General features: G+C 67.5%; 21 protein-coding genes. 4 read left to right on the forward strand and 17 right to left on the reverse strand.

Annotated elements, in window-relative coordinates:
- Nucleotides 1-74: 74 nt before the first annotated feature.
- Entirely contained in the window at nucleotides 75-566 is a 492-nt protein-coding gene (locus WT53_RS09110) for a sugar ABC transporter ATPase (RefSeq protein WP_373558443.1), read from the reverse strand.
- A 169-nt stretch (nucleotides 567-735) separates the two neighbouring features.
- Here WT53_RS09110 and WT53_RS09115 point away from each other — a divergent pair, with 169 nt between their 5' ends.
- On the forward strand, nucleotides 736-1,716 hold the full coding sequence (locus WT53_RS09115; protein WP_060259364.1) for a helix-turn-helix domain-containing GNAT family N-acetyltransferase: 981 nt from the start codon (nucleotides 736-738) through the stop codon (nucleotides 1,714-1,716).
- A 183-nt stretch (nucleotides 1,717-1,899) separates the two neighbouring features.
- Here WT53_RS09115 and WT53_RS09120 read toward each other — a convergent pair whose 3' ends face one another.
- From WT53_RS09120 to WT53_RS09165, 10 genes are all read right to left on the reverse strand, one after another.
- Nucleotides 1,900-2,505: a hypothetical protein gene (locus WT53_RS09120; RefSeq protein WP_060259367.1), complete on the reverse strand. Its 606-nt coding sequence runs from the start codon at nucleotides 2,503-2,505 to the stop codon at nucleotides 1,900-1,902.
- Nucleotides 2,502-3,749 carry an MFS transporter gene (locus tag WT53_RS09125; RefSeq protein WP_034208902.1) on the reverse strand — a complete coding sequence of 416 codons (1,248 nt, stop codon included), beginning with the start codon at nucleotides 3,747-3,749 and terminating at the stop codon, nucleotides 2,502-2,504. Before WT53_RS09125 ends, WT53_RS09120 begins: the two co-directional genes overlap by 4 nt.
- Before the next feature lie 277 nt (nucleotides 3,750-4,026).
- Nucleotides 4,027-4,356, reverse strand: a complete 330-nt coding sequence (locus WT53_RS09130) for an H-NS family nucleoid-associated regulatory protein (RefSeq protein ID WP_034208901.1) — start codon at nucleotides 4,354-4,356, stop codon at nucleotides 4,027-4,029.
- Nucleotides 4,357-4,681: 325 nt separating this feature from the next.
- Nucleotides 4,682-6,031 (reverse strand): reverse transcriptase family protein, encoded by a 1,350-nt coding sequence (locus tag WT53_RS09135; RefSeq protein WP_034208900.1) that lies wholly within the window; start codon nucleotides 6,029-6,031, stop codon nucleotides 4,682-4,684.
- Between the two features lie 387 nt (nucleotides 6,032-6,418).
- Nucleotides 6,419-7,174, reverse strand: coding sequence for a histidine utilization repressor (gene hutC / locus WT53_RS09140; protein WP_034208899.1), 756 nt, complete (start codon nucleotides 7,172-7,174; stop codon nucleotides 6,419-6,421).
- A gap of 50 nt (nucleotides 7,175-7,224) precedes the next feature.
- Nucleotides 7,225-8,718 (reverse strand): histidine ammonia-lyase, encoded by a 1,494-nt coding sequence (hutH, locus tag WT53_RS09145; protein WP_034208898.1) that lies wholly within the window; start codon nucleotides 8,716-8,718, stop codon nucleotides 7,225-7,227.
- Nucleotides 8,719-8,725: 7 nt separating this feature from the next.
- Nucleotides 8,726-9,517 (reverse strand): ABC transporter ATP-binding protein, encoded by a 792-nt coding sequence (locus tag WT53_RS09150; RefSeq protein WP_034208897.1) that lies wholly within the window; start codon nucleotides 9,515-9,517, stop codon nucleotides 8,726-8,728.
- Nucleotides 9,518-9,546: 29 nt separating this feature from the next.
- Entirely contained in the window at nucleotides 9,547-10,293 is a 747-nt protein-coding gene (locus WT53_RS09155) for an ABC transporter permease (RefSeq protein WP_034208896.1), read from the reverse strand.
- 12 nt (nucleotides 10,294-10,305) lie between these two features.
- Entirely contained in the window at nucleotides 10,306-11,028 is a 723-nt protein-coding gene (locus WT53_RS09160; protein ID WP_034208895.1) for an ABC transporter permease, read from the reverse strand.
- Nucleotides 11,029-11,117: 89 nt separating this feature from the next.
- On the reverse strand, nucleotides 11,118-11,978 hold the full coding sequence (locus WT53_RS09165) for a transporter substrate-binding domain-containing protein (RefSeq protein ID WP_034209453.1): 861 nt from the start codon (nucleotides 11,976-11,978) through the stop codon (nucleotides 11,118-11,120).
- Nucleotides 11,979-12,199: 221 nt separating this feature from the next.
- Between WT53_RS09165 and WT53_RS33425 the strand changes: the two genes are divergently transcribed.
- Nucleotides 12,200-12,766 (forward strand): hypothetical protein, encoded by a 567-nt coding sequence (locus WT53_RS33425; protein ID WP_155294494.1) that lies wholly within the window; start codon nucleotides 12,200-12,202, stop codon nucleotides 12,764-12,766.
- Here WT53_RS33425 and WT53_RS09175 read toward each other — a convergent pair.
- Together WT53_RS09175 and WT53_RS09180 are read right to left on the reverse strand one after the other, a co-directional pair.
- On the reverse strand, nucleotides 12,703-13,662 hold the full coding sequence (locus WT53_RS09175) for an SDR family oxidoreductase (RefSeq protein WP_034208893.1): 960 nt from the start codon (nucleotides 13,660-13,662) through the stop codon (nucleotides 12,703-12,705). The genes WT53_RS33425 and WT53_RS09175 overlap by 64 nt on opposite strands.
- Nucleotides 13,663-13,956: 294 nt before the next feature.
- Nucleotides 13,957-14,370 (reverse strand): DoxX family protein, encoded by a 414-nt coding sequence (locus WT53_RS09180; protein WP_034208892.1) that lies wholly within the window; start codon nucleotides 14,368-14,370, stop codon nucleotides 13,957-13,959.
- A gap of 975 nt (nucleotides 14,371-15,345) precedes the next feature.
- Between WT53_RS09180 and fliD the strand changes: the two genes are divergently transcribed.
- On the forward strand, nucleotides 15,346-16,860 hold the full coding sequence (fliD, locus tag WT53_RS09185) for a flagellar filament capping protein FliD (protein ID WP_034208891.1): 1,515 nt from the start codon (nucleotides 15,346-15,348) through the stop codon (nucleotides 16,858-16,860).
- A gap of 123 nt (nucleotides 16,861-16,983) precedes the next feature.
- On the opposite strand, the gene WT53_RS09190 is transcribed toward fliD, so the two are convergent.
- The 4 genes from WT53_RS09190 to rbsK form a co-directional block, all read right to left on the reverse strand.
- Entirely contained in the window at nucleotides 16,984-17,631 is a 648-nt protein-coding gene (locus WT53_RS09190; RefSeq protein ID WP_060259427.1) for a hypothetical protein, read from the reverse strand.
- A 429-nt stretch (nucleotides 17,632-18,060) separates the two neighbouring features.
- Complete coding sequence (locus WT53_RS09195; protein WP_060259370.1) at nucleotides 18,061-19,008, reverse strand: dihydrodipicolinate synthase family protein; 948 nt, start codon at nucleotides 19,006-19,008, stop codon at nucleotides 18,061-18,063.
- A gap of 43 nt (nucleotides 19,009-19,051) precedes the next feature.
- On the reverse strand, nucleotides 19,052-20,371 hold the full coding sequence (locus WT53_RS09200) for an MFS transporter (RefSeq protein ID WP_034209451.1): 1,320 nt from the start codon (nucleotides 20,369-20,371) through the stop codon (nucleotides 19,052-19,054).
- Between the two features lie 60 nt (nucleotides 20,372-20,431).
- Nucleotides 20,432-21,358: a ribokinase gene (gene rbsK, locus WT53_RS09205; RefSeq protein ID WP_060259375.1), complete on the reverse strand. Its 927-nt coding sequence runs from the start codon at nucleotides 21,356-21,358 to the stop codon at nucleotides 20,432-20,434.
- A 242-nt stretch (nucleotides 21,359-21,600) separates the two neighbouring features.
- On the opposite strand from rbsK, the gene WT53_RS09210 reads away from it, so the two are divergent.
- Nucleotides 21,601-22,671: a LacI family DNA-binding transcriptional regulator gene (locus WT53_RS09210; protein ID WP_034208887.1), complete on the forward strand. Its 1,071-nt coding sequence runs from the start codon at nucleotides 21,601-21,603 to the stop codon at nucleotides 22,669-22,671.
- The last annotated feature ends 2 nt before the right edge of the window (nucleotides 22,672-22,673 follow it).

Consider the following 22,673-nt stretch of genomic DNA (forward strand, 5'->3'; position numbering starts at 1 on the left):
ACCGAATCGATGCCGCCCGTTGCAGTCGCGCGCCGATCGGGAAACCCCACGCCGGCGCGCCGAATCGGCAAACGTCAGCGCAGCGGCGCGCGGATCTTTCCGTCGACCTTCAACGTGCGCCGCTCGCGCGCGGCCTCGTATTCGACCGTCTCCGCGGGCGTGACCGCGCCGTAGGATCGTCCGTTCACATAGACGACCCCGTCGCGCAACTCGACCCGGTCGCCGTCGACGATCGCGGTGGCCCGGTCGCCCTGCAACACCGCGCCCGAACAGCCGGCGGTCGAGAAGCTGCGGACCGACGCGCCCGGCATCGCGACGTTCCCGCCACCGCGATCCGCCGCATGCGCGGCGCTGCACGGCGGCGCATCCATGGTGCCGGCCGCGTGGAGCGGCGGCGCCCCGATGCCGCCCCCGGCAAGCAACGCGATCATCGTCGGCAACAGCTTGTTCATGGTGATCTCCGTAGTCCGCGGTCGTCGATCGACGATCGGCCGGCGATCCTGCCCGCAGATCGACCGGTCCGCCCAGTATGCGGCCGCTTCTCCATGCCCGGCCATCCGCTTCAATACCAGTCGCGCCCCGCCCCGGTTCGCCCCCCCGCGCCTCGTCCGGTTGACCGTCGACCGCACGGAAGCACCGCCCCCGAAACACCGGCGCCCCCTCAAAATCCGCCTTGCCAAGGTTGCGGCCCGCAACTATTATTGATTGCGATACGCAACCTTTCAGGAGCCATCCATGGACCTCATCGACGCGCCGGCCAAGCCGCGCGACGCGACCATCCTCGAGCTGCGCGACTTCTCGCGCAAACTGGTGCGCGAGCTCGGCTTCATGCGGGCGACGCTGGCCGACAGCGACTGGGCGCCGTCGGCCGTGCACGCGATCCTCGAGATCGGGATGGCGCCCGGCATCAACGCGAAGGATCTCGGCGCCATCCTGCGGCTCGACAAATCGAACACGAGCCGGCAACTCGCGCGGCTCGAAGCGGCCGGGGTCGTGGAGCGGCGCGTGTCGAGCGAGGATGCACGTGCGATCGAGCTGTACCTGACCGCCGAAGGCAAAAAGCTCCGGAAACGAATCGACACGTTCGCGACCGACCAGGTGTCGAATGCGCTGCGCCGCATGATGCCGGCCGACCAGCAGGCGCTGCTGCGTTCGCTCGCGCTGTATGCCGATGCGCTCGCCCAGGACAACGCGGCCAGGGCGCCCGTCGCGCCCGCCGACGCGCCGTCGATTCGCGAGGGCTATCAGCCGGGCTGCATCGGCGACATCGCCAGCCTGCATGCACGCTTCTACGCGGAACACTGGGGTTTCGGCGCCTTCTTCGAACAACGCGTGGCGACCGAGCTGGCCGCGTTCGCGGGCGCGCTGCCGGCCGACGGCAAGGCGCTGTGGCTATGCCAGGAAGACGGTCGCACGCTCGCGTCGCTCGCGATCGACGGCGACCCGGCGACGGGCGTCGCGCACCTGCGCTGGTTCATCGTCAACGACGCATTGCGCGGCTCGGGCGTCGGACGCCAGCTGATGACGCTGGCGATGCGCTTCGTCGACGATCACCGGTTTCGCGAGACTTATCTGTGCACCTTCAAGGGGCTCGATGCCGCGCGCCATCTGTACGAGTCGTTCGGCTTTGCGCTGACGAGCGAGTGCCCGGGTACGCAGTGGGGAACCGAGGTAGTCGAGCAGCGCTTCAGCCGGCCCGGGCCGTCCGGCAGTTGAGATCGGCGGCCGGCCATCGCGTCGCCTGTCGCCGTCGTTCCCGCACCGCGTGACCGGATTCGACCCGCGACTCGCCGGAAAAACCGGAAACATCCATGCAGCGATTTACCCGACGGAGCCGCTAGGCACGCCGGTCGCCGCATACGCGCATCCCGACGAAAGCAATCGCGGCGATCCCGTGAACTACCGGCCCGCTTGCGCTTGCTCCACGGCGAACGTATCGCCGACGAACCGGATCACGTCGTCGAGCGACGACGTGCACACTGCGTCCGCGGCAAGCTCGCGAAACGCACCGTCCGGCCCGAAGCAGACGAGCGGCTTGCGCCAGCGCTGCGCGAGCGCAATCTCCTCGGCCGTACCGTGCCCGCCCGGCAGCGCGACGATCAGGTCGCTGCTCAGCACGTTCACGTAGTTGCGGTTGATCGTGTGCGGGGCCGCGCCCGGTTCGCGGCGCGGCAGCGGCGTGAGGACCGGAATGTCGACGAACGGATGCGGATAGCCGTCGAGCGGCACGAAGCCCGCGACCGGATCGGCCTGCGTCGGCAGGATGCCGATCGATCGGCCGGCCCGGCCGGGCACGCCGGCGAACGCGCGCGCGACCGCCAGCATCACGCCCTGCCCGCCGCCCGTCAGCAGGTTGAACCCGGCCTGCGCGAGCCACACGCCGAGCGGCTCCGAAAACGCGAGCCACGGCTCCTTGCCCGAGCCCATCACGCCGATCGTCCTGTTGTGCCGTTGCATCGTGGTTTCCGGTGAAATCGTGGCGGCGCGTGCGCGCACCGTGCTCATTCGAGCTCGACGCCCTTGAGCTCGGGGATCAGGAACAGCGTCGCGACCATGTCGAGCACGTAGAGGCCGGCGAGCAGCGCGATGGCCGTCTGGAACGAATAGTGCGCGGCGAGCGCGCCGACCGCGACCGGACCGAAGCCGCCGACCGCACGGCCGATGTTCCACAGCACGTTCTGCGCGGTCGCGCGTGCGGCCGTCGGATAGCCTTCCGACATCAGCGTCCCGTAGCCGCCGACCATCCCGTTGACGAACATGCCCATCAGCGCGCCGGCCCACAGCATCGCCGTCGGGTCCGACAGCCGCGCATACGCGACGACCGTCACGACCGAGCCGAGCTGATACAGCAGGAACGTCGGCTTGCGGCCGATGCGGTCGGCCAGTTGGCCGAACACCCAGACGCCGATCATCATCCCGACGACGGTCGCCGCCGTCCACAGCCCCGATTTCGTCAGCGAGAAACCCATCTGCTTCGACAGGAAGGTCGGCAGCCAGATCATGATTCCGTAGTAGCCGAAATTCTGGACCGAACACAGGATCACAATGCCGAGGCTCGTGCGCGCGGTGCGGCCGTCGGCGACGAGCATGCGGAACGCGTTGGGCTTCGGCTGCGTCGCGCGCTGCACGAACGCTTCCGGCTCGTGCAGCTTGTTGCGCATCGCCCAGGCGAGCAGCGCGGGCAGCACGCCGACCACGAACATGCCGCGCCAGCCGATGTGCAGAAGCAGAAACGGTGTCAGCAGCGCGGCCAGCAGCACGCCGGCCTGCCACCCCAGCGCGACGTAGCACGACACGCGGGCGCGCTTGTTTGCCGGCCACGCTTCGGCCGCGAGCGCCATGCCGATCCCGAACTCGCCGCCGAGGCCGATGCCCGCGATGGTGCGATAGACGAGCAGATCCTGGAAGCCTTGCGCGAATGCGCACAGGCCGGTGAAGATCGCGAACAGCAGGATCGTCCAGGTCAGCACGCGCACGCGCCCGTAGCGGTCGCTCAGCGCGCCGAACACGATGCCGCCTGCGACCGCGCCGATCAGCGTCCACGTGACCAGCGCGCCGGCCTGCCCGGGCGTCAGGTGCAGCGCCGCCGTGATCGCCGGCAGCATGAAGCCGAGGATCAACAGGTCGAAGCCGTCCATTGCATAGCCGATCGCCGACCCGGCCAGCGCTTTCCACGCGTACGCGCCGACCCGCTCCACGCGCGGGGCCGACGGGCCGCCGAGCGTCGAAGATTTCATGTTTGCTGCCATGGTGTCCTGCCACGAATGTCCGGCGACATTCTAAGGCCTGTGCCCGCGAACGACGGAGGCGACGCGTCGTGCCCGCGCTGGCCGGACGGCTGGCGGGAAAACGGCGGAAAATGCGTGGAAAGAGAAAGGAAAAACGTGGATCCGGTGCGGCGGCGAGGCCGGCGATGTCGCGATCGGGCCGGACACCGGATGAAAGACGGCCGGCCGGCGGGGAATTGCCGGCCGGCCCGCGTGCGCGAACCGGACGGCGCCGGATGGCCTTGCGGCGCGGCGGGCTTCAGCCCTGATCGTCCCCCGGCCACCAGGTCTTGGCCCCGCGGTCGACGGCGAGCGCTTCGAGATCCTTGCCATCGAGCCATTTCGGCCGCGGGCCGCGCCCCGACCATGAGCGGCCGGTCGACGGATCGTAGTACTTGGCAGGCGCCTTGCGCTTGCGCTGAACGATGTAGCCGAGCGCGCTCAGCACTTCCTGCTGCGAAATTCCCAACAGCTCGACCTGTTCCTTGAAAGCCGCGAGCGCAGCTTGCTTCTCCTTCTGCTTTGCCTCTGACAGCTTGATGTTCAGGTCCCGAAGTTGTGCTTCGAGTTCCTGCAGGGCCTGGGTCATGTATTCATCCTCTTTGGGCATGTTTTTGCAAAAAGCTCCGATGGCCGAACCTACCACGAAGTTACGCCGATCGGGGCTGTCAAATAGGTGAATCGTCCACCTGAGCCGGCATGATTTGCGCGATGCGCACGAAACGACGTCGTGCGTCACCGACAGACAGGACCAGACCGGCAGCGGGCGGCACGCCGCGACGCATGCACGGGCGAGCGGTGGCGGCAAATGATTCGCCGCGCCATGGCACGGGCGCGGCATGGCGCGAATGATAGCAGTGCGCGGCGTCGCGATGCAGAAGTCGCCGACCGGAATCGACGCGAGCGCCGACGCTTCAGCGGTCCGCGCCGCCGGGCTCCCACGCGATCCGGTCGAACAGCGCGCGCAGCTTCGCGCCGCGCGCCGCATTCAGCGCCGTCGCATGCGCGACGCGCCCGGCCAGATGCGCACGAAAATCCGGATGCGCGTCGCGATTCTGCGACGCCGGGCCGAGCCGGATGCAGTTGGTCAGGATGGCCTTCAGGCGATCGAACGCGTCGCGCGGCAGGTTCGGATGACGATTGACGACCACGCCGGCCAGTTGCTGGCGCGTGCCGCGCCGCATCACACGGGTCTTGCGCAATTGCAGCGCGAAGCCTTCCTCGAGTGCGATCGCGGCGACCCGGACCTGCAATCGCTCGATGTCACGCGCGAGCGCGCCGCCGCCGGAAAACGCGAGATCGTCCGCATAGCGCGTGTAGGTCGCATCGAGCGAACGCGCGAGCGCGGCAAGCCGCATGTCGAAGCGGAACGCGCACAGGTTCGCGAGCGCCGGCGACGTCGGCGCGCCCTGCGGCAGATGCCGTTCGCGATAGCGCTGGCGGCCGATCCAGTCGAGGCGGTCGCGCAAGTCCGGCGCGAGCAGCCGCGCCGACGGCACGCGATTGGTGCACAGCCCGGTGAGCGCACGCGCGACTTCGGCCGGATACCCGAGCGTCGCGAACAGCGCATGGACGCGCGCGGCGCGCACCGACACGAAGAAATCCGCGAGATCGAAGCGCACGACGACATCGCGATCCGCATGCGGCGCCGCGAACGACACGATCCCGTGCCCCTTGCGAAAACCGTGTACCGCGCCGTGCGGCGCGATGCGATCGAGCAGCCCGTGCAGGATGCGGCGTTGCGCTTCACGCAGCCGCCCCTTCGGGATTTCGACGAGGCGACACCCGCCGCTGCGCTTGTCGACCGCGACGTACGTGTAATGATGCAGCGGCGAGGCGCTGCCGCGCGCGTCGACGCGCCAATGATCGGACAGCCAGTCGAGTTCCGGCGTGCTCACCCCGAGCCAGCCGGCGAGATCGCCGGGCGTCGGCCATTGCGGCACGTCGCAGCCGGCGAGCGGCGCCGGCAACGGTCGCTGCACCAGCGGTCGCCGCACGATGCGGATCACCGCCGGCCGGCGGTCGCCATACCATGCGCGCACGAATGCGGGCGCCTCGGCCAGGGTCGCCGCGAGCACGTCGGTGTCGGTATCGGCCCAGTTCGTGCCGAAGCGCACGAGTGCGAGGCTCGCGCATTCGTGCGTCCACGGCGGCGCTTCGCCGAGCACGGCGGCCAGCCGGGCGACGACGCCGTCGCGTTCGGGCGGACCGGCGAGCATCGCCTCGGCAATCGTGCGGGTGGTGTCGCGCAGGGATGAGTGCATGGCAAACGAGAGGCGGGACGATGAGTCAACGTGGCTGGTGCTGCGAGAGCAGTCGTTGCGCAACGCGCAACCTGCGCGCTTGCGACGCATCGGCGTATCGATCCGATCCACGGGGTAGCCCCGTGGTCCTGGAACATCGGCTGCCTGTTCCGGGCGTGTGCTTGACCCACCGCCCCGCGTCGGCGACTTTAACGGCCGGCGCTGCCCGGTGTCAAACCGAGCCGGACGATGCGCGGTGGCGCCGCGCTTATGGCCGCCGGGAACTCGCGCAGTGTATCGCCTTTCGATGCAGGTACGGCAGGGTTCCATCACGACCCATGCGACTGCATCGGCCATCGCCGGCTGAAACGGCAAACGGTCCGCTCCGCCCGGGTTCGCCCCGCTTCCCTACATCGTGCCCGCCAGATGAAACCGCGACGCCGGATGCCACAGTCTGACCGACGTGGCGACCTGCTCGCCGACCCACGTACGGCGTCGCAGCAGCAAGCACGGCTCACCGATTTCCATCACGAGATGCCGACGCACCTGCGCATTGGGCTTCTCCGCGTAAATCCGGAACTCCGCACGCTGGATCGGCGCCAGGCGCACCATGTAATGATTCGGTGTCTCGATCGTGAAGTCCTGCTCCAGATACGCGGGAAACAACGCCGGATTGACGTAGCGATCCTCGAACTGGATCGGTTCGTCCTCCTCGTAATGCACGATACGCGAATGAAACACGGGCCCGGTGCGCAGGCCGAGCGCATCGATCGCGTCCGGGTCGACGCTGCGCTCGATCAGCAGGACGCGCGCACTGTGCCGATGGCCGCGCTCGGCGATCTCGTCCGCGATGTTGCGGATCTCCAGCACCGTCGACTCGTAATGCCGGCGCTCGACGAACGTGCCGGCCCCCTGGATGCGCGTCAGCACGCGCTCGGCCGTCAGTTCGCGCAGCGCGCGCGACACCGTCATCCGGGCCACGCCGAATTCCTTGACCAGTTCGGCCTCGGTCGGGATCGCGGCGCCGGGCTTCCAGTCGCCCTTCGCGATCCGCTCGACGACGTAGCGCTTGATCTGCTGATAGGCGGGCAACGCCCGCGCCGGTATGGTGTCGGCCGACGCCAACGCCGGCCGTGCGGAAAGTTTGCGTTCCGTTTCGCTCATGCGCCCTCGACCGAATGAATGGTGGGTGATCGGCCTGTCCTCGACCGTCGTCACTGCAACGGCGGCGGCACACCGGCGACGATGCCGGCCGCGATCGCGATATCGTCCGCGAGCGGCCGGTCGTCGTGATAAGCCGGCACGCGGGCGCGCACATGCCGCCACAGCGCGTCGGTCGATGCGGCCCGCCCCGTTTCGTCCGGCTGCAGGTCGTACGCCTGCGCGGCGGCCAGCAGCTCGATCGCGAGCACGCGCGTCGTATTCTCGATGATGTCGAGCGCCTTCAGCGCGGCCGGCGTCGCATGGCACAGGTGATCTTCCTGCAGCCCCGACGTGATGCCGCCGTCGAGGCTCGCCGGCGCGGCAAGCCGCTGATTCTGCGCGACCAGCGCGACCGCCGTGTACTGCGCGATCATGAAACCCGAACAACTGCCTCCCGGCGCGGCAAGAAACGCCGGCAGCCCGCTGACCAGCGGATTCACGAGCCGGTCGAGACGCCGCTCGGCGATCGCCGCGACCTGGGCCATCGCCGCCGCGAGGCTGTCCATCGCGAGCGCGATGCCCGCGCCGACCGCATGCGCCTGCGAATGCACGGCCGGCGCCTCTCGCGTGCCGGCCACGATCGGATTGTCGGTAACGGACGCGAGTTCGCGATCGACGACCTCCGCCGTGACGTCGAACACGTCGCGCGCCGCGCCGTGCACGTGCGGAATCGTGCGCAGGCTGAGCGGATCCTGCGTATGCCGGCCGCTCGCCGCGGCAAGCATGCCGCTGTCCGCCAGCAGCGCGCGCAAACGCGCGCCGACCTGCCCGATACCGGGCGAAATCCGCAACGCGAGCGAAGCCGAATCGAATGCGGCGAGTTGCCCGCCCAGGTTCTCGAAGCTCATCGCCGCGATCCAGTCGGCCCAGTCGAGCAACCGCTCGGCGCGGGCCAGCGCCAACGCCGCCAGCCCCGTGACGCACGGCGTCCCGTTGACCAGGCTCAACCCTTCCTTCGCGCCGAGGACCAGCGGTTCGCGGCCGATGCGCCGCAGCGCCTCGTCGCCGCGCACGCGTTCGCCGCGATGGCGCGCATGGCCGTGCCCGACGCACACGAGAGCGACGTGCGCCATGTGGGTCAGATACCCGACCGAGCCATGCGCCGGCACTTCGGGGAGGCAATCGTGCTCGAGCAGCGCGACGAGCTGTTCGACGACGTCGGCGCGGACGCCCGAATGCCCGTGCGCATAGTTGTTGATCGCGGCCGCGATGATCGCGCGCGTTTCGGCTGCGCCGAGCGGCATGCCGACGCCCACCGCGTGACTCATCAGGATGTTGTGCGACAGCGTGCTCTGCTGTGCCGGCGACACGATCACGTCGCATAGCGCGCCGACGCCGGTATTGACGCCGTATGCGCGAATCCCGCGCGCGACGATCTCGTCGACGAGTTCGCGAGCGGCGACGACGCGCGTGCGCGCATCGTCGGCCAACGCCAGCGGCTCGCCGGCCGCCACGGCCGCAACCTGTCGCCAGTCGAGCGGCTGCGCCGCACGGAATAGGGTCATGGCAGCCTCAGTTCGCGGTGCGGTCGTGATGGCTCGACACGAATTGCCGGAAGCGCTCGGAGGTCTGCCCGCCGAACACGTCGTCGGGCGTCCCGTCCGTATCGACCTCGCCTTGATGGAGGAACATCACACGATTCGACACGTGGCGCGCAAAACCCATTTCGTGCGTGACGACCAGCATCGTGCGCCCCTCCTCCGCCAGCGAGCGCATCACGCGCAGCACCTCGCCGACCAGCTCGGGGTCGAGCGCCGACGTCGGTTCGTCGAACAGCATCACCTTCGGATGCATCGCCAGCGCGCGGGCAATGGCGACCCGTTGCTGCTGGCCGCCCGACAGGTGCGCGGGATAGTAGCCGCGCTTGTCCGCGAGACCGACGCGTGCGAGCAGCGCCTCCGCTTCCTCCACCGCTTCCGCGCGACTGCGCTTCTGCACGCGCAGCGGCCCCTCGACGAGGTTGTCGAGCACCGTCATGTGCGACCACAGGTTGAAGTTCTGAAACACCATCCCGAGCTGCGAGCGGATCCGGTCGACCTGGCGCCGGTCGCTCGGATGCAGCTTGCCGTCGCGCGCGCGCTTCATCGCCAGCGCTTCGCCCGCGAGCGCGACGGAGCCGTCGTCGGGCGTCTCGAGCAGGTTCAGGCAGCGCAGGAACGTGCTCTTGCCCGAGCCGCTCGCGCCGAGGATCGAGATGACGTCACCCTCGTGCGCGTCGAGCGAAATGCCCTTCAACACATGATGATCGCCGAACGACTTGTGGATGTTTCTGACCGACAGCGCAACGGGAGCTGGGGTGTTCATCGGATTCTCTCTGAAAGGACGGGGAACGCTCAGGATGCGGCGCGCCGGGGATTGGGAGTCGCCGCGGCGGGCGCACCGGACGGCTTCGGCGCACGCAGGTGCGCGGAGAGCCGCCATTCGAGCGCGCCGAGCAGGCGCACGACGATGAAGTTCAGGCACAGATAGATGATGGCCGCGCAGACGAACACCTCGGTCGTCCGATAGGTTTGCTGGATGATCTGCTGCGCCACGCCCGTCACTTCCCACACCGTGACGAGGCTCGCGAGCGCGGTCGACTTGACGAGCAGCACGGCCTCGGTCGAGTACGCCGGCAGGCACTGGCGCAGCGCGATCGGGCCGATCACGCGCCGCAGCAGCGAGAAACCCGACAGGCCGATGGAATACCCGGCCTCGATCTGCCCGACCGGTACGGCCATCAACCCGCCGCGCAGGATTTCGGCCGTATAGCCGGCGGTGCACAGCGCAAGCGACAGCACCGCGCATACGTACGGCTCGCGCAGCACCGGCCACATGAAGCTCTCGCGGATCACGCCGAACTGGCCGAGCCCGTAATACACGAGGAACATCTGGATCAGCAGCGGCGAGCCGCGAAACACGAGGATGTAGGCGCGCGCGAAGCGGTTCGGCAGCCAGTGCGGCGACACGCGCATCGTGACGATCACGAGCGACAGCAGGCCGCCGAGCACGAGCGACGCGAAGAACAGACCGAGCGTGGTCGGCACGGCCGCGAGCAGCTGGCGCAGCGTATCGACGAGAAAATCGAAATCGATGGACATGCCCGTTCTCCGTCAGTTGCGCGCGAAATTGCGGCGGAACGACCGGCCGACGATCGCTTCCGCCCGGTTGAACACGCGGTTCGACAAGCCCGTCATCAGCAGATACAACGCACCGCCCGCGACGAAGAATACGAAGTACTGGTGCGTCGAATTGGCGGCGATCTGGCTCGTGCGGAGCAGCTCGGCAAGACCGGTGACCGAGATCAGTGCGGAGTCCTTCAGGCTCAGTTGCCACACGTTGCCGATACCGGGCAACGCGAAGCGCAGCACCTGCGGAACCAGGATGCGCCGCAGCACCATCGCGCGCGGCATGCCGATCGAGCGTGCCGCTTCGAGCTCGCCTTTCGAGACGGCGAGCACCGCCGCGCGATAGACCTCGGCCTGATAGGCGCCCGAGATCATCCCGACCGCGAGCGCGCCGATCACGAACGGCGGCACGCCGATGAACCCTTCCGCGCCGAACCACTGGCCGACGGTCGTCACGAGCGTCGAGCCGCCGAAGTAGAACAGATAGATGACGAGCAGTTCGGGCACGCCGCGAAATACCGTCGTATACAGATCGCCGAGCAGGCGCGCGGTGCGGTAGCGCGACAGCTTCGCGGCCGCGATCGCCGCGCCGATCGCCGCGCCGACCGCGAGCGCGGCAAGCGTCAGCGCGACCGTCATCAGCGCGGCGAGCAGCAGCACACCGCCCCAGCCTTCGGATCCGAAGCCGAGCATTTCAAGAATCGCCATGCGTGCCTCCCGGCATGCGTTGAGTGAATCCGCTGGATGCGTGCCGCCGCGCGCCGTTCGACGAACTTACGCGGCGGCCGAACGCGCGCTTACGGCGTGACGTCGGTCTTGAACCACTTGTCGGCGAGCTTCTTCACGGTGCCGTCCGCGAGCGCCGCGGCGATCGCCGTATCGAACTTCGTCTTCAGGTCGGCATCCTGCTTGCGAAACGCGAGCCCCTCGCCCGGCCCCCAGATCGGGCCGCCGAGCTTCGGCCCCGCGAGCACGATCGATGCGTTGTCCTTCTTCGCGTTGTTCGCCGCGTAGTACGTGACATCGTCGAACGAGGCATCGATGCGCCCGGCGACCAGGTCGAGATCGCGCTCCGGCGACGTCTTGTACACGCGGATCGACGCGATGTCCTTGAAGCTGTCGTTGATGAATTTCGTGTAGACGGTGCCCGACTGGATCCCGATCGTCTTGCCCTTCAATTGCTTGCGCAGCGTGTCGACGGTGGGCTTGTCCGTATTGGCGTCACCCGTCAGCTTGACGATCGGCGCGCCGGGCGCGGCCTTCGGCAGGATCTTCGTATCGGTGACGGCGAACGTCGCCGGCGTCGCCGCATACGGACGCGAGAACAGCAGGATCTTTTCGCGCTCCGGCGTGATGGAAATCGCATCCATCAGGATATCGAACTTGCCGGCCTGCAGGCCGGGAATCATCCCGTCCCAGTCCTGCGCGACCATGTTGCACTGCACCTTGATGCGCTCGCACACGTTGGCGAGCAGTTCCGGTTCGAAACCGCCCAGCTTGCCGCCCGGCAGCGTGAGGTTCCACGGCGCGTAGCCGCCTTCGAGCGCGACCGTCACCGTCTTCCATTCCTTTGCCTGCACCGGTGCCGCAAGCGTTGCCGCCGCTGCCGCGATGACGCCGATCGTCCTGATTGCCCATTTGATGCGCTTGCCGTTCACGAGCTTTCTCCTTGCGTTGAGGTTCGCCATCCCTTCGGTGCCAGCAAGCCGCCTCAGGAATTTGTCTATACAAGCATGCAAGAAGAAAAACAGCGAGACAAGCAGCGATCAATAAAAACCGGGGAAACGCGGGAAATCCCCTAATTAAAGGGCTTTGACGTGCCTCGTTGCAGGGAATTTCGGCACACGTTTGGTGCAGCTCGGCAGGCCGAATCTCAAGGATGACTAGACAAATTCTGAATTCGATCGCCAGGTGGGTCACGTCGTTTGCGTTTCTCGCCCGCGTCGATGTCCGCCGGTTCGTCCGGGACGGATGGCTGTATCCGCCGCCTCATCGCGACGTTCTCGTCGAGGCGGCGCATCGACGGCTGCACGATCGTGCAGTCGTCGTGAAGCGTGACGATCGCGTCGTCGCCGTCGCGGGCGATCTCGTTGCCCGCCTTCGCGCTCACGCCGAGCCCCGTGAACGGCCGCGGGAACCGAAAATCCATCGGGCGCGCGGCGACCGGCTCCGTGATCTCGACGAACTTCCGCCGCACCGGCGCGGCTTGCGTCGGAAACGCCGCGACATCGTCGCGCGCGACGACGCCCGCGTGCAGCGGGAAGCGCGCGGCGCTGTCGAGCACGGCCTGGCCCCCGAGCGAGCGGTGAACGGCTGTACGATCCTCGGCGAATGGGCTCGTCGATGTCGGCGGGACGCCGCGAGCCGCGCGCGGTATCGATCCTACGGCGACTGCGGCGCATCGCGCAGCACGGTCCGCAGCGCCGTATCGAACGGCGTCGCGTAATCGATCCCGAGCGCGCGCACGCGCGCCGCGTCCAGATGGCAGTCGTACGGGCGCGGCGTCGCGTCGGTCGGCTGGTCGATCGGCGCGAGCGACGCGGCGATGCCGAGCGCGGCAGCGATTCGCTGCGCGATCTCGTACTTCGTCATCGGCTCCTCGCTCGACCAGTGGCGGATCCCCGTGACGGTTTCGCCCGCGAGATGACGCAGCGTCAGGTCGCGGATGACCTGCGCGACGTCGGGCGTATAGGTCGGGTAACGAATCGCCCATGCGTCCATGCCGACCGCATCGGCACCCGGTCGCGCCGACGCGACGACGGCCGGCGCGAGGCTCGTGACGGCCGATTCGCGCCAGTCGGCGATCGGGCCGAAGAGCAGTGGCAGGCGCAGCACGCACGACAGCGGCGACGCGACGAGGAGCGCGGCCTCGCCTTCCAGCTTGGTACGGCCGTAGATGTTCAGCGGATTCGGGATCGCGTCTTCGCGGTAGGGGGCGGCCCGGCCGTCGAAGACGTAGTCGGTCGAGATGCCGAGCGTCCAGGCGCCGTATCGCGCGGCGAGCGCGCCGATGCGGGCCGGTGCGGTGACGTTGATCGCGCGGGCCGCGGCCGGGTCGCGTTCGCAGACGTCGGGGCGGCGCTCGGCGGCGCAGAGAATCACCGCTGCGGGCCGGTGGGTTTCAAAAACGCGTTCGAGCGACGGCTGGTCGAGAACATCGAGTTCGGCGATGTTCTCGGCTGGCAATGCGAGCAGCTTCGCGCCGGCGGTTTGCGGGTTCCGGATGGTGGCGAGCAACGTCAGCGACGGTTCGCGGAACAAAGACGCGGCGACCGCGCGGCCCAGCAGGCCCGAAGCGCCGATGAGGAGGATGGTTTTGCGTACCGACGATCGATTTGGCATGGTGGCGATGAATCACGGAAACGCGTGGATTATCGGGCTTATTGGATGACATGAGCGGCTCGCGTCGGGTCGGGAACAGGATCGACTCCGTTCTTCGCCCAGTTCGTCGTCCATATCGCGCCGACCAACGGCTTCGTGCAGTACGCGATCGACGATGAGGATTCCGGCCGCGACCGGCTGCGCCGCGTGCTGCGCTTCGGCACACGCCCTCACTCCACCGTCGCCCGCAAAAACAAAACCCGGCACGCGTACGCGCACCGGGCTCCCAATACCGAACGGAAACGCCGTTCCGCGTTACTTCCGGTCAACGGAATACCGCCCCGGCCCGATCAACGCGAGCAACAACAGCCCGCCGATGATGCTCACGTTCTTGTAGAAGTTGATCATCGCCATGTACTGCTCCATCCCCTGCAGCGCCCAGTAGCGATGGCCGATCAGCGCGGTCGCGAGCGTATAAGCGGCGAACGCCAGTGCGAGCGGACGCGTATAGAAACCGATCGCGATCAGCACGCCGCCCACCAGTTCGACCGCCACCGCGATGGCGGCCGCCAGCTCGGGCGCCGGGTTCCCCGTCGACGCCATATACGCGACCGTGCCCGAGAAACCGTTCAGCTTCTGCCAGCCGAACAGCACGAACAGGATCATCATCAGTACGCGAGCCGCCAGCAGCAGCTCGTCCTTCTTCGACTCCAGCGAAACGTAACGCATAGCAATCACCCTTGAATTGACGGTTCGATGCATCCGGTGCCGCGACGCGCCCAATCGGCACGCCATGCCGGCTACGGACCACTCTTCGCTCGATCGGACGGCAAGCCGCGTGACCTGCCGCCGCAACATCCGTCCGGTAACGCCGCGAGTGGCGGCGGGTTCGGGATCGGTTCCCGCGAAGCACGGGTGCAGTCTACTGTCCCGTCGCAAATCATCAATCCGTCCAAATATGATTCGCTGTCTCGAATGAGTTGACAATCACGGAAGGCCGCCCCGTTATGCGATGCCTGGGCGGCCATGCAAACCGCCGGCCTCCCTGTTTCGGCAACACGAAAGATGCTCGTTTCTTTACGTTACGGGAATCGGCGATATTTTCGAATTGAACTGGAACGCAGTCATCAAAACGGCGCATTGCGCCAGTGATTCATCCGCGTCCGATAGCACGCAACGCCTCAATTCATCCGTCATTCCTGTTAATCGCCCGTTTTACCCGCACCCCTCGTTTCATTTTTCGAGTTCAAGAACATGGCACCCGAAATTCTCTTCCCGACAGAAACGCCTGGAATCCACCATCACACGTCTCGTCCACCTGCCGTTCAGCGAAATCGACGAAAGAGCATGTCGCCAAACATTCCTGCCTTCGCAAACTTCTACTCCGCCTAAAATTCCTTAATAAATACGACAAATATTATGTGCTGAGAGGAAACGGCACGCATTTACAGCACGCTCCGCACTTTCCACTCATCCATTCACGATCCTCCCAGGAATCTTTACAAAAAACGACTAATTAATACCGATTTGAGAATACGATAGCGCACCGATTCGCTCGCCCGTTTTCCCGACACGTCCGCGACCCACGCCCCGCGCCATACGAGAAAGCGGCATGCACGCGAATCGCCATGCGTCCCGCCCGATCGCCGCGGGCCGACTCGACCGCCGTTCGCCACTGAATCGTCTTTCAACCGGAGCTCACCCATGCCAACGAACACGCCCGTCAACAGCGGCGCGAACGCGAACAGCCTGATGCAACAGGCGGCGCAATCGATCATCAACGGCTCGACCGGCAATCCGGCGATGGACGTCGGCTCGCTCGTCAAGACGCTCGTGAACGCGAAAACGGCCGGGCGGGCCGCGATGCTCGCCGCTTCGCAAACGAACGGCAACACGCGGATTTCCGCGTTCGGCGCGTTGTCGTCGGCGCTCGGCGCGCTGGAGGCAGGTTTGACGCCGCTGAAGAATGGCGCACTGCAGTCGACGTTCAACGCCGTCGCGAGCGGCAAGGGCCTGACGGCGACAGCCGGCGCGGGCGCGGTCGCCGGCACCTACACGGTCGGCGTCACACAGATCGCGACCGCGCAGGCGCTGTCGTCCGCCGGCTTCAACGGCAGCAAGGCGCTCGGCACCGGCACGCTGACGCTGTCGCTCGGCAGCCAGTCGTTCAAGGTCGAAATCGGCAACGCCAACAACACGCTGGCGGGCATCGCGGCGGCGATCAACGGCGCGTCGGGCAACCCGGGGATCAGTGCGACGGTCATCAACGGCACGGACGGCGCGCACCTCGTGCTCGCGTCGTCGAAGACGGGCGCGGCGAATGCGATCAGCGTCGCGGTCGGCAACGTGTCCAACGACGCCGGCCTGTCGAATCTCGGCGTCACGTCGACGGTCGCCCCGTCCGGCGGCGCGTCGACGATCGATTCGGCGAACAGTGCGGCCGCCTGGCGGCAGAGCGCCGTCGCGCAGGATGCGAAGTTCACGCTCAACGGGATCGCATCGACCAGCGCGAGCAACGCCGTGTCGGGCGTGCTGACCGGCATCACGCTGAACCTGTCGGCGGCCGCGGTCGGCGCGACCGATACACAGACGCTGACGATCAGCACCGACACGAAGTCGCAGGCCGCGACGATCACGCATTTCGTGAGTCTGTACAACACGGTCGTCAAGACGATGGGCGCGCTGTCGAGCTACACGGCAGGCGCAAGCTCGCAGGGCACGCTGATCGGCGATTCGACGCTGAACACGATCCGCAACGCGCTGGCGTCGATCGTCGCGCGCGGGGTGGACAGCGGCGGCGTCGCCGAGAAGGGCAACGGACACGCGAACCTGTTGTCGATCGGCATCAAGCTCGAGCGAGACGGCACGCTGAACGTCGACGGCGCGAAGCTCGACAGCGCGCTGTCCGCCAATCCGTCCGGGGTCGCGCGCCTGTTCAATCCGGAGAACGGGATCGGCACGCGCCTGGCCGAGCAGGTCACGCAGTTCACGAAGAAGAACGGGATGATCGACGTGCGCACGACCGCACTGAGCGCCGATCTGAAACGTGTCGCGCAACAACAGTCGGATCTGTCCGACTATGCCGTGCAACTGACCAGGCAGTATCAGGCGCAATTCACCGCGCTCAACACGCTGATGACCCGGATGAACACCCACTCGCAATACCTGACGCGATTGTTTGGCGGTGCGAATAGTAGCGGCACGCTGTCCAGGAAGTGAGCGGGTCGCGCGGTGTGCGCGGCCCGGCGACATCGTTCACGCCCGGCAGCGCGCCAGCGCCCGCCGGCTTCGCCTCGTCGCGGCCGGCAACCGGCCCGCAGTCGTCCTTGAAACAGGCACGCGTCAGCCGAGACCTTCGACACGGTCGGCAAACAATTCGATTGCACGCGATACCTGACGCCCGAAATAGCCGGGGCGTTCGTGCTCGTACGCGCGCAGCAGCGACGTGCATTCGCGCTCGGCCCAGCGCCACACCGGGCCCCGCTTGGCGAATACCGGATGGTCGTGCAACTCGGCAGGTACCGTGTGCTCGTCTTCCCAGCCCCAGAAATAAGCCTGGTAGGCACGGGCGAACGGCATGCCCAGCTGGTTCGCGACGGTCTCGTCGTGGCGCAGCGTGAAGTCGACGATCTCCTTGCGCGTGCGCCCGCCCACGTCGTCGTGGCGCGCCTCGACCCAGCAGTGATACCGCGCGAGTTGCGACAGATGCCGCGCGGTGCGGCGCCGCGCGCGCGTCGTGCACAGCGCATACAGGTTGCCGCCGCCGAAATCCATCACCTCGCCGCCCGCGAACGGCCGATAAGGCTTCCCGGTCAGCAGCGTCAGCACCTGCGCGCCGACGATCGCATAGTCGGCGCAGCGCATGTAGCCGCTGCGCGTCGTCGCCTCCGACACGCTCCGATGGACGACCTCGTCGATCACGGCGCGCAGCATGGCATCAACCGGCGCCGCCAGGATCGGCGGCTGGCTTGTCGTCGTCACGTGTTGCATGGGCGAATGCGGCTTCAGCGGTTCGTCGGTAAAAATCACTCCGCGGCATGGTATTACGAACCGCTACGACGGACGGGCGCGGAATTGCGCAGATTTGTGCGCTTTTCTCGCCGTGTGAGAAAACATGTCGACGGTCCGCCAGACATCGTCGATGCGACGCGCGGCAGGATGGCCGGACGAGCGTCGATACCGCGCTCGCCGACCGCGGGCGGTTCGAGTTCGTGACGTAGTGAATGGCCGCCGGATGACGGCCGGACGGCGCGGCGGCACGTGTTGCCGCCATCGACGGGATCGGGCGTCGCGACGATTTCGCCGCAATCGCATGCGTCGCGCAACGTGGATCGTTTCAGCAGAAACCGGCGTGCCGGCCGCACGCACGGCACGCGATGCGATCACGCGCCGCGCTGCCGGCGCGGCGCGCGTCCTCCGTCACGACGCAGCGATCCGCCGGCGGAAATGTTCGGTGCCCGCCACGATCTTGTCGAGCACCGCGTCGAGCGCCCAGAATCGTTCGCGCACGTCGTAGTCGATCGCACGGCATTTGATCGATCCGAATGTGCCGATCCGCTGGTGATAGAGCTTCGCGAGCGCCGGGTAGCCCAGCGCCTCCGATACCGCCGAGACGACCAGGAACGTCGACAGTTCGTCGGCGAGCGCCGGATTCGACTCGCCTCGCGTACGCAGCCATAGATAGAGATCGGGATGGAAGTTCGTGAACACGCCGTTGAAACCGGCGGACCCGGCCTTCATCGCGTCCCACGCAATCGCGGCGTTCGCGTTCAGGATCTTCAGCGGCGACCCCGCGGCAAGCGCGACGCGCCGCTTCACCGTGGCGAGATCGCAGCTCACGTCCTTGAGCATCACGAACCGGCCGGTATCGATGCACGCGCGCAGCTCGTCGTCCGAGAGAAGCCGCCGGTAAGGCGCCGGGCATTCGTACAGGCCGAGCGGGAGATCCGACGGCAGTCGCGCGAGCAGCCTGCGGAGATGATCGAGCAACGCGGCGCTGCCCTTGCGTTGCGGATCGAGACGATTGGTCACGAGCACGACGCCCTGCGCGCCCGATTCGGCCGCCGCGCACAGTTCGACGACCTGCGCGTCGATATCGTCGCTGATGTGGCCCGACGCGACGACCGGTACGCGCCCGGCCACCCGCTCGACCACGAAGCGCGCGAGTTCCGCGCGTTCGGCCAGACTCAGGAATTGCATCTCGCTCGATTGCGCGACCGCGAACAACGCATCCGAGCCGTGCGCCAGATACCATTCGATGAGCCGCTCGAGCCCCGCGTAGTCGATCGAGCCGGCGTCGTCGAACGGCGTCAGCATCACCGGCACGATCCCCTCGATGGTCACGTTCGATTGCTGCGAGTGTTGCATCGGTTTCTCCTTCCTTCAGTGAATGCGAATGCAGGCTGCACGATTACGCCGGCAACGGTCCGGGCGCGGCGTTCGCGGCCTGTTCGGGAATCGGCTTGCGCACGAGCAGCAGGTAGGCCATCGCACCGGCGAACGCGATCGCCGCCGCGGTGAGCAGCGCGGGCACGAACGACCACTTCTGCGCAATGACGCCGGTCAGGATCGGGGCAAGCGCGCCGCCGATAAAGCCGCCGAAATTCTGGATCGCGCCGAGCGACGCGATGCGGCTCGGCGGCGCGGCCGCCGTCGCGAGTGCCCACGAGCATGCCGATGCCGCGTTGGCGAGAAAGATCACCACCGAAATGCATGCGAGCGCAATCGTATTACTCTGCACGAGTGCGGCCGGAATCGTGAACGCGACCATCCCGAGCATCGCGGCCACCACCGCATTGCGCCGGCTCACGACCGGCGACCGGCTGCGGCGCGTGACGAAATCCGACAGCCAGCCGGCGGCCAGCGAACCGACGAACCCGCACAGGAACGGCACCGATGCGGCAAACCCCGTTCGGATCAGGCTCATGTGCCGCTCCATCGTCAGGTAGCCGGGCAACCAGGTCAGGTAGACCCAGTTCAGGTACACGGATCCGAAGAAGCCGATCAGCATCCCCCACGTCGTGCCGTGCGAGAACAGGCTGCGCCAGTCGGCGAAGGTCAACTTCGGCGCCGCGACGACGCTTTGCGCATCGGCATCGAGGTAACCGCGTTCGGCGGCGGACAGTTGCGCGCGCACCGGATCGCGATACAGCGCGAACCATACGACGGCGACGACGAGGCCGAGCGCCCCGGTCACGATGAACGCCCAGCGCCAGTTGAACGACGCAACGAGAACCGACAGCAGCAGCGGCGCAAGCGCGGTACCGAGCGGCGACGCGGCATTGAAAATGCCCGTCGGCGTGCCGCGCGCGCGTAGCGGAAACCAGTTGCTCACCACGCGCGCGGCCGACGGGAATTGCGGCGCCTCGCCGATGCCGAGCACGATGCGCGCGACGATGAACCAGCCGAAGCTGGACACGACGCCGCCGGCCGCCTGCGCGAACGACCAGACGATCAGCCCGATACCGAGCAGCCGGCGCGGGCCGATGCGGTCGACCAGCCCGCCGACCGGAAACTGGCACAGCGCATAGCTCCATGAGAATGCCGACAACAGCAGCCCCATCTGCGCGAGCGACAGGCCGAGATCGCCGCGGATCGCCGAACTCGCGACGGCCAGCGTGCCGCGATCGAGATAGTTGACGATCCCGCTCGCCATCAACAGCGCGAGCGCGATGCGTTGACCGCGCCGAATCCGTGGCGGCGCGTGCGAAACAGGTTGGTTGTCGTTCATGTCGATTGTCTCCATGTCACTGGTCTCGGCCGGGTTCGGCCGTTCCGTCGTGTGCGGAATTCAGGCATCCATACGGTTTACTTCGTCGAGCGTCGGAATCGACGTCTGCGCGCCGTGACGCGTGACGCTGATCGCGGCCGCACGCTGGCCGAAGCCGATCGCGTCGTCCATCGACGCGCCGCCGGCCCGCGCGGCCGCGAACCCGCCGACGAACGTGTCGCCGGCCGCGGTCGTATCGACGGCCACCACCGCCATCGCACGATGGCGGCCGCTCCCTGCGCTGCCGCGCCAGCAAACGCCGCGCGCGCCGAGCGTGACCAGCACGTTGCCGACGCCTTTCGCGCACAGCGCATCGGCGGCGCGCGCGGCCGATGCATCGTCGCCCACGGCGATGCCGGTCAGCGACTCGGCCTCGGTTTCGTTGACGACGAGATAGTCGACCCGCGCCAGCAGCGCATCGAAGAGCGGCTGTGCGGGTGCGGGATTGAGCAACACCGGCGTGTGGTGCGCGCTGGCGCAGGCAATCGCGCGCGCCACGCTGGCGATCGGTATTTCGAGCTGGCACACGAGCAGCGCGGCTCCGACGATCGTGTCGCGCGCCGCGTCGATCCGGTCGGCGTCGACGCACGCATTCGCGCCGGGCACGACGACGATGCTGTTGGCGCCGCCGTCGTCGACCGTGATCGTCGCGACTCCGGTCGCCGTGCCGCCGATCCGGTGCAGGTGCGTCACGTCGATGCGCTCTGCCGCCAGCGCGCCGTGCAGGCGCGCACCGAACGCGTCGTCGCCGACGCAGCCGATCATCGCGACCGATGCGCCGAGGCGCGCGGCCGCGACTGCCTGGTTCGCGCCCTTGCCGCCGTGAACGGTCTCGAACGTCGTACCGAGCAGCGTCTCGCCCGGCACCGGCAGGCGCGGCGCGCGCGTGACGAGATCGATGTTGACGCTGCCGACGACGGCGATATGCGGTGACCGGAGACCGTTCATGGCTTGATGTAATCGCTTACATTCGCGGTCGACAAAATGACCGGATAGGTCGTCGTCTCGGAAAATTTGGCCATACGGATCGAGAAGGTGTCTGACATAATAGGAAGGCTGCAGCAAGATAGCGCTTACATTCTCGCAGGCTCGCTCGAGAATGCAAGCGGGGCCATCACGAATCGAGGGTAAACAATGACGCTTTTGACGGCACACGGCAGCGGCACGGCCGCCACGCGCGGAGACGGCCGATGAGCACGTCCCGGGCACGCCGCGGCAGCGGCCGCTCGGTGCTCGGCGACGTCGCGAAACTGGCCGGCGTATCGACCGCGACCGTCTCGCGCGTGTACAACGATCCCGGCAAGGTATCGGCCGACGTGCAGCAGCGCGTGCGCGACGCGGCGCTCGCACTGAACTGGATCCCGAATGCGGCCGGTCGCGCGCTCGCATCCACGCGCACTCACATCACGGGCGCGATCATTCCGACCCTCGACGACCAGGTGTTCGCGTCGCAGGTCGCCGGCATGCAGACGGTCATGGCCGAGCACGGCATCACGCTGTTCCTCGGCTGCTCGAACTACGATCCCGCGCAAGCGCTCGCGCAGGTACGCGCGATGCTGTCGCGCGGCGTGGAAGCCGTGTCGCTGGTCGGCGAAGCGTATCCGCCGGAATTGTTCGAACTCCTCGCGATGCATCGCGTGCCGTACGTCGTCACGTATGCGTACCGCGACGACAGCCCGCATTGCTGCATCGGCTTCGACAACCGCGCGGCGTTCGCACGGCTCACCACGCACCTGCTCGACCTCGGCCACCGCGATTTCGCGATCGTCATGCAGCCGTCGACGGACAACGACCGCGTGCAGGCCCGCCTGCGCGGCATTCACGACACGCTGGCCGCGCACGGGCTCGCGGTGCGTCCCGTGCATCAGCACGAAGGCGCGGCCACGATCGCGTTCGGGCGGGCGAGCCTGCGGGCGATCGTCGGCAGCGATGCGGCGACGCGGCCGACCGCCGTGATCTGCGGCAACGACGCGCTCGCGCTCGGCGCGTTGCTCGAAGCGCAGGCGCTCGGTATCGGCGTGCCCACGCAGTTGTCGATCACCGGCTTCGACGACGTCGCGCTCGCGCGCGAGATCCGGCCGTCGCTGACGACGATGTGGGTCGACACCGACGCGATCGGCCGCCAGGCCGCGCGTGCATTGCTTAACGCGCTCGAGAACGGCGCAACGGGGCCCGGCCATGCCGTCCTGCCCGAGCTGCGCATACGGGAATCGGCGGCGCCGCCCACGCGGACGCAGGCGCACGCGGCGCGCAAGAAATAGCG

It is taken from the genome of Burkholderia sp. MSMB2157WGS, from assembly GCF_001532755.1.
GTDB lineage: Bacteria > Pseudomonadota > Gammaproteobacteria > Burkholderiales > Burkholderiaceae > Burkholderia.

Bases quoted from the DNA above. Each gene is read 5' to 3' on its own strand.
- WT53_RS09115 (WP_060259364.1), top strand. From the start codon at position 736: ATGGACCTCATCGACGCGCCGGCCAAGCCGCGCGACGCGACCATCCTC.
- WT53_RS09120 (WP_060259367.1), bottom strand. From the start codon at position 2,505: ATGAGCACGGTGCGCGCACGCGCCGCCACGATTTCACCGGAAACCACG.
- WT53_RS09125 (WP_034208902.1), bottom strand. From the start codon at position 3,749: ATGGCAGCAAACATGAAATCTTCGACGCTCGGCGGCCCGTCGGCCCCG.
- WT53_RS09130 (WP_034208901.1), bottom strand. From the start codon at position 4,356: ATGACCCAGGCCCTGCAGGAACTCGAAGCACAACTTCGGGACCTGAAC.
- WT53_RS09135 (WP_034208900.1), bottom strand. From the start codon at position 6,031: ATGCACTCATCCCTGCGCGACACCACCCGCACGATTGCCGAGGCGATG.
- hutC (WP_034208899.1), bottom strand. From the start codon at position 7,174: ATGAGCGAAACGGAACGCAAACTTTCCGCACGGCCGGCGTTGGCGTCG.
- hutH (WP_034208898.1), bottom strand. From the start codon at position 8,718: ATGACCCTATTCCGTGCGGCGCAGCCGCTCGACTGGCGACAGGTTGCG.
- WT53_RS09150 (WP_034208897.1), bottom strand. From the start codon at position 9,517: ATGAACACCCCAGCTCCCGTTGCGCTGTCGGTCAGAAACATCCACAAG.
- WT53_RS09155 (WP_034208896.1), bottom strand. From the start codon at position 10,293: ATGTCCATCGATTTCGATTTTCTCGTCGATACGCTGCGCCAGCTGCTC.
- WT53_RS09160 (WP_034208895.1), bottom strand. From the start codon at position 11,028: ATGGCGATTCTTGAAATGCTCGGCTTCGGATCCGAAGGCTGGGGCGGT.
- WT53_RS33425 (WP_155294494.1), top strand. From the start codon at position 12,200: ATGACTAGACAAATTCTGAATTCGATCGCCAGGTGGGTCACGTCGTTT.
- WT53_RS09175 (WP_034208893.1), bottom strand. From the start codon at position 13,662: ATGCCAAATCGATCGTCGGTACGCAAAACCATCCTCCTCATCGGCGCT.
- WT53_RS09180 (WP_034208892.1), bottom strand. From the start codon at position 14,370: ATGCGTTACGTTTCGCTGGAGTCGAAGAAGGACGAGCTGCTGCTGGCG.
- fliD (WP_034208891.1), top strand. From the start codon at position 15,346: ATGCCAACGAACACGCCCGTCAACAGCGGCGCGAACGCGAACAGCCTG.
- WT53_RS09190 (WP_060259427.1), bottom strand. From the start codon at position 17,631: ATGCAACACGTGACGACGACAAGCCAGCCGCCGATCCTGGCGGCGCCG.
- WT53_RS09195 (WP_060259370.1), bottom strand. From the start codon at position 19,008: ATGCAACACTCGCAGCAATCGAACGTGACCATCGAGGGGATCGTGCCG.
- WT53_RS09200 (WP_034209451.1), bottom strand. From the start codon at position 20,371: ATGAACGACAACCAACCTGTTTCGCACGCGCCGCCACGGATTCGGCGC.
- rbsK (WP_060259375.1), bottom strand. From the start codon at position 21,358: ATGAACGGTCTCCGGTCACCGCATATCGCCGTCGTCGGCAGCGTCAAC.
- WT53_RS09210 (WP_034208887.1), top strand. From the start codon at position 21,601: ATGAGCACGTCCCGGGCACGCCGCGGCAGCGGCCGCTCGGTGCTCGGC.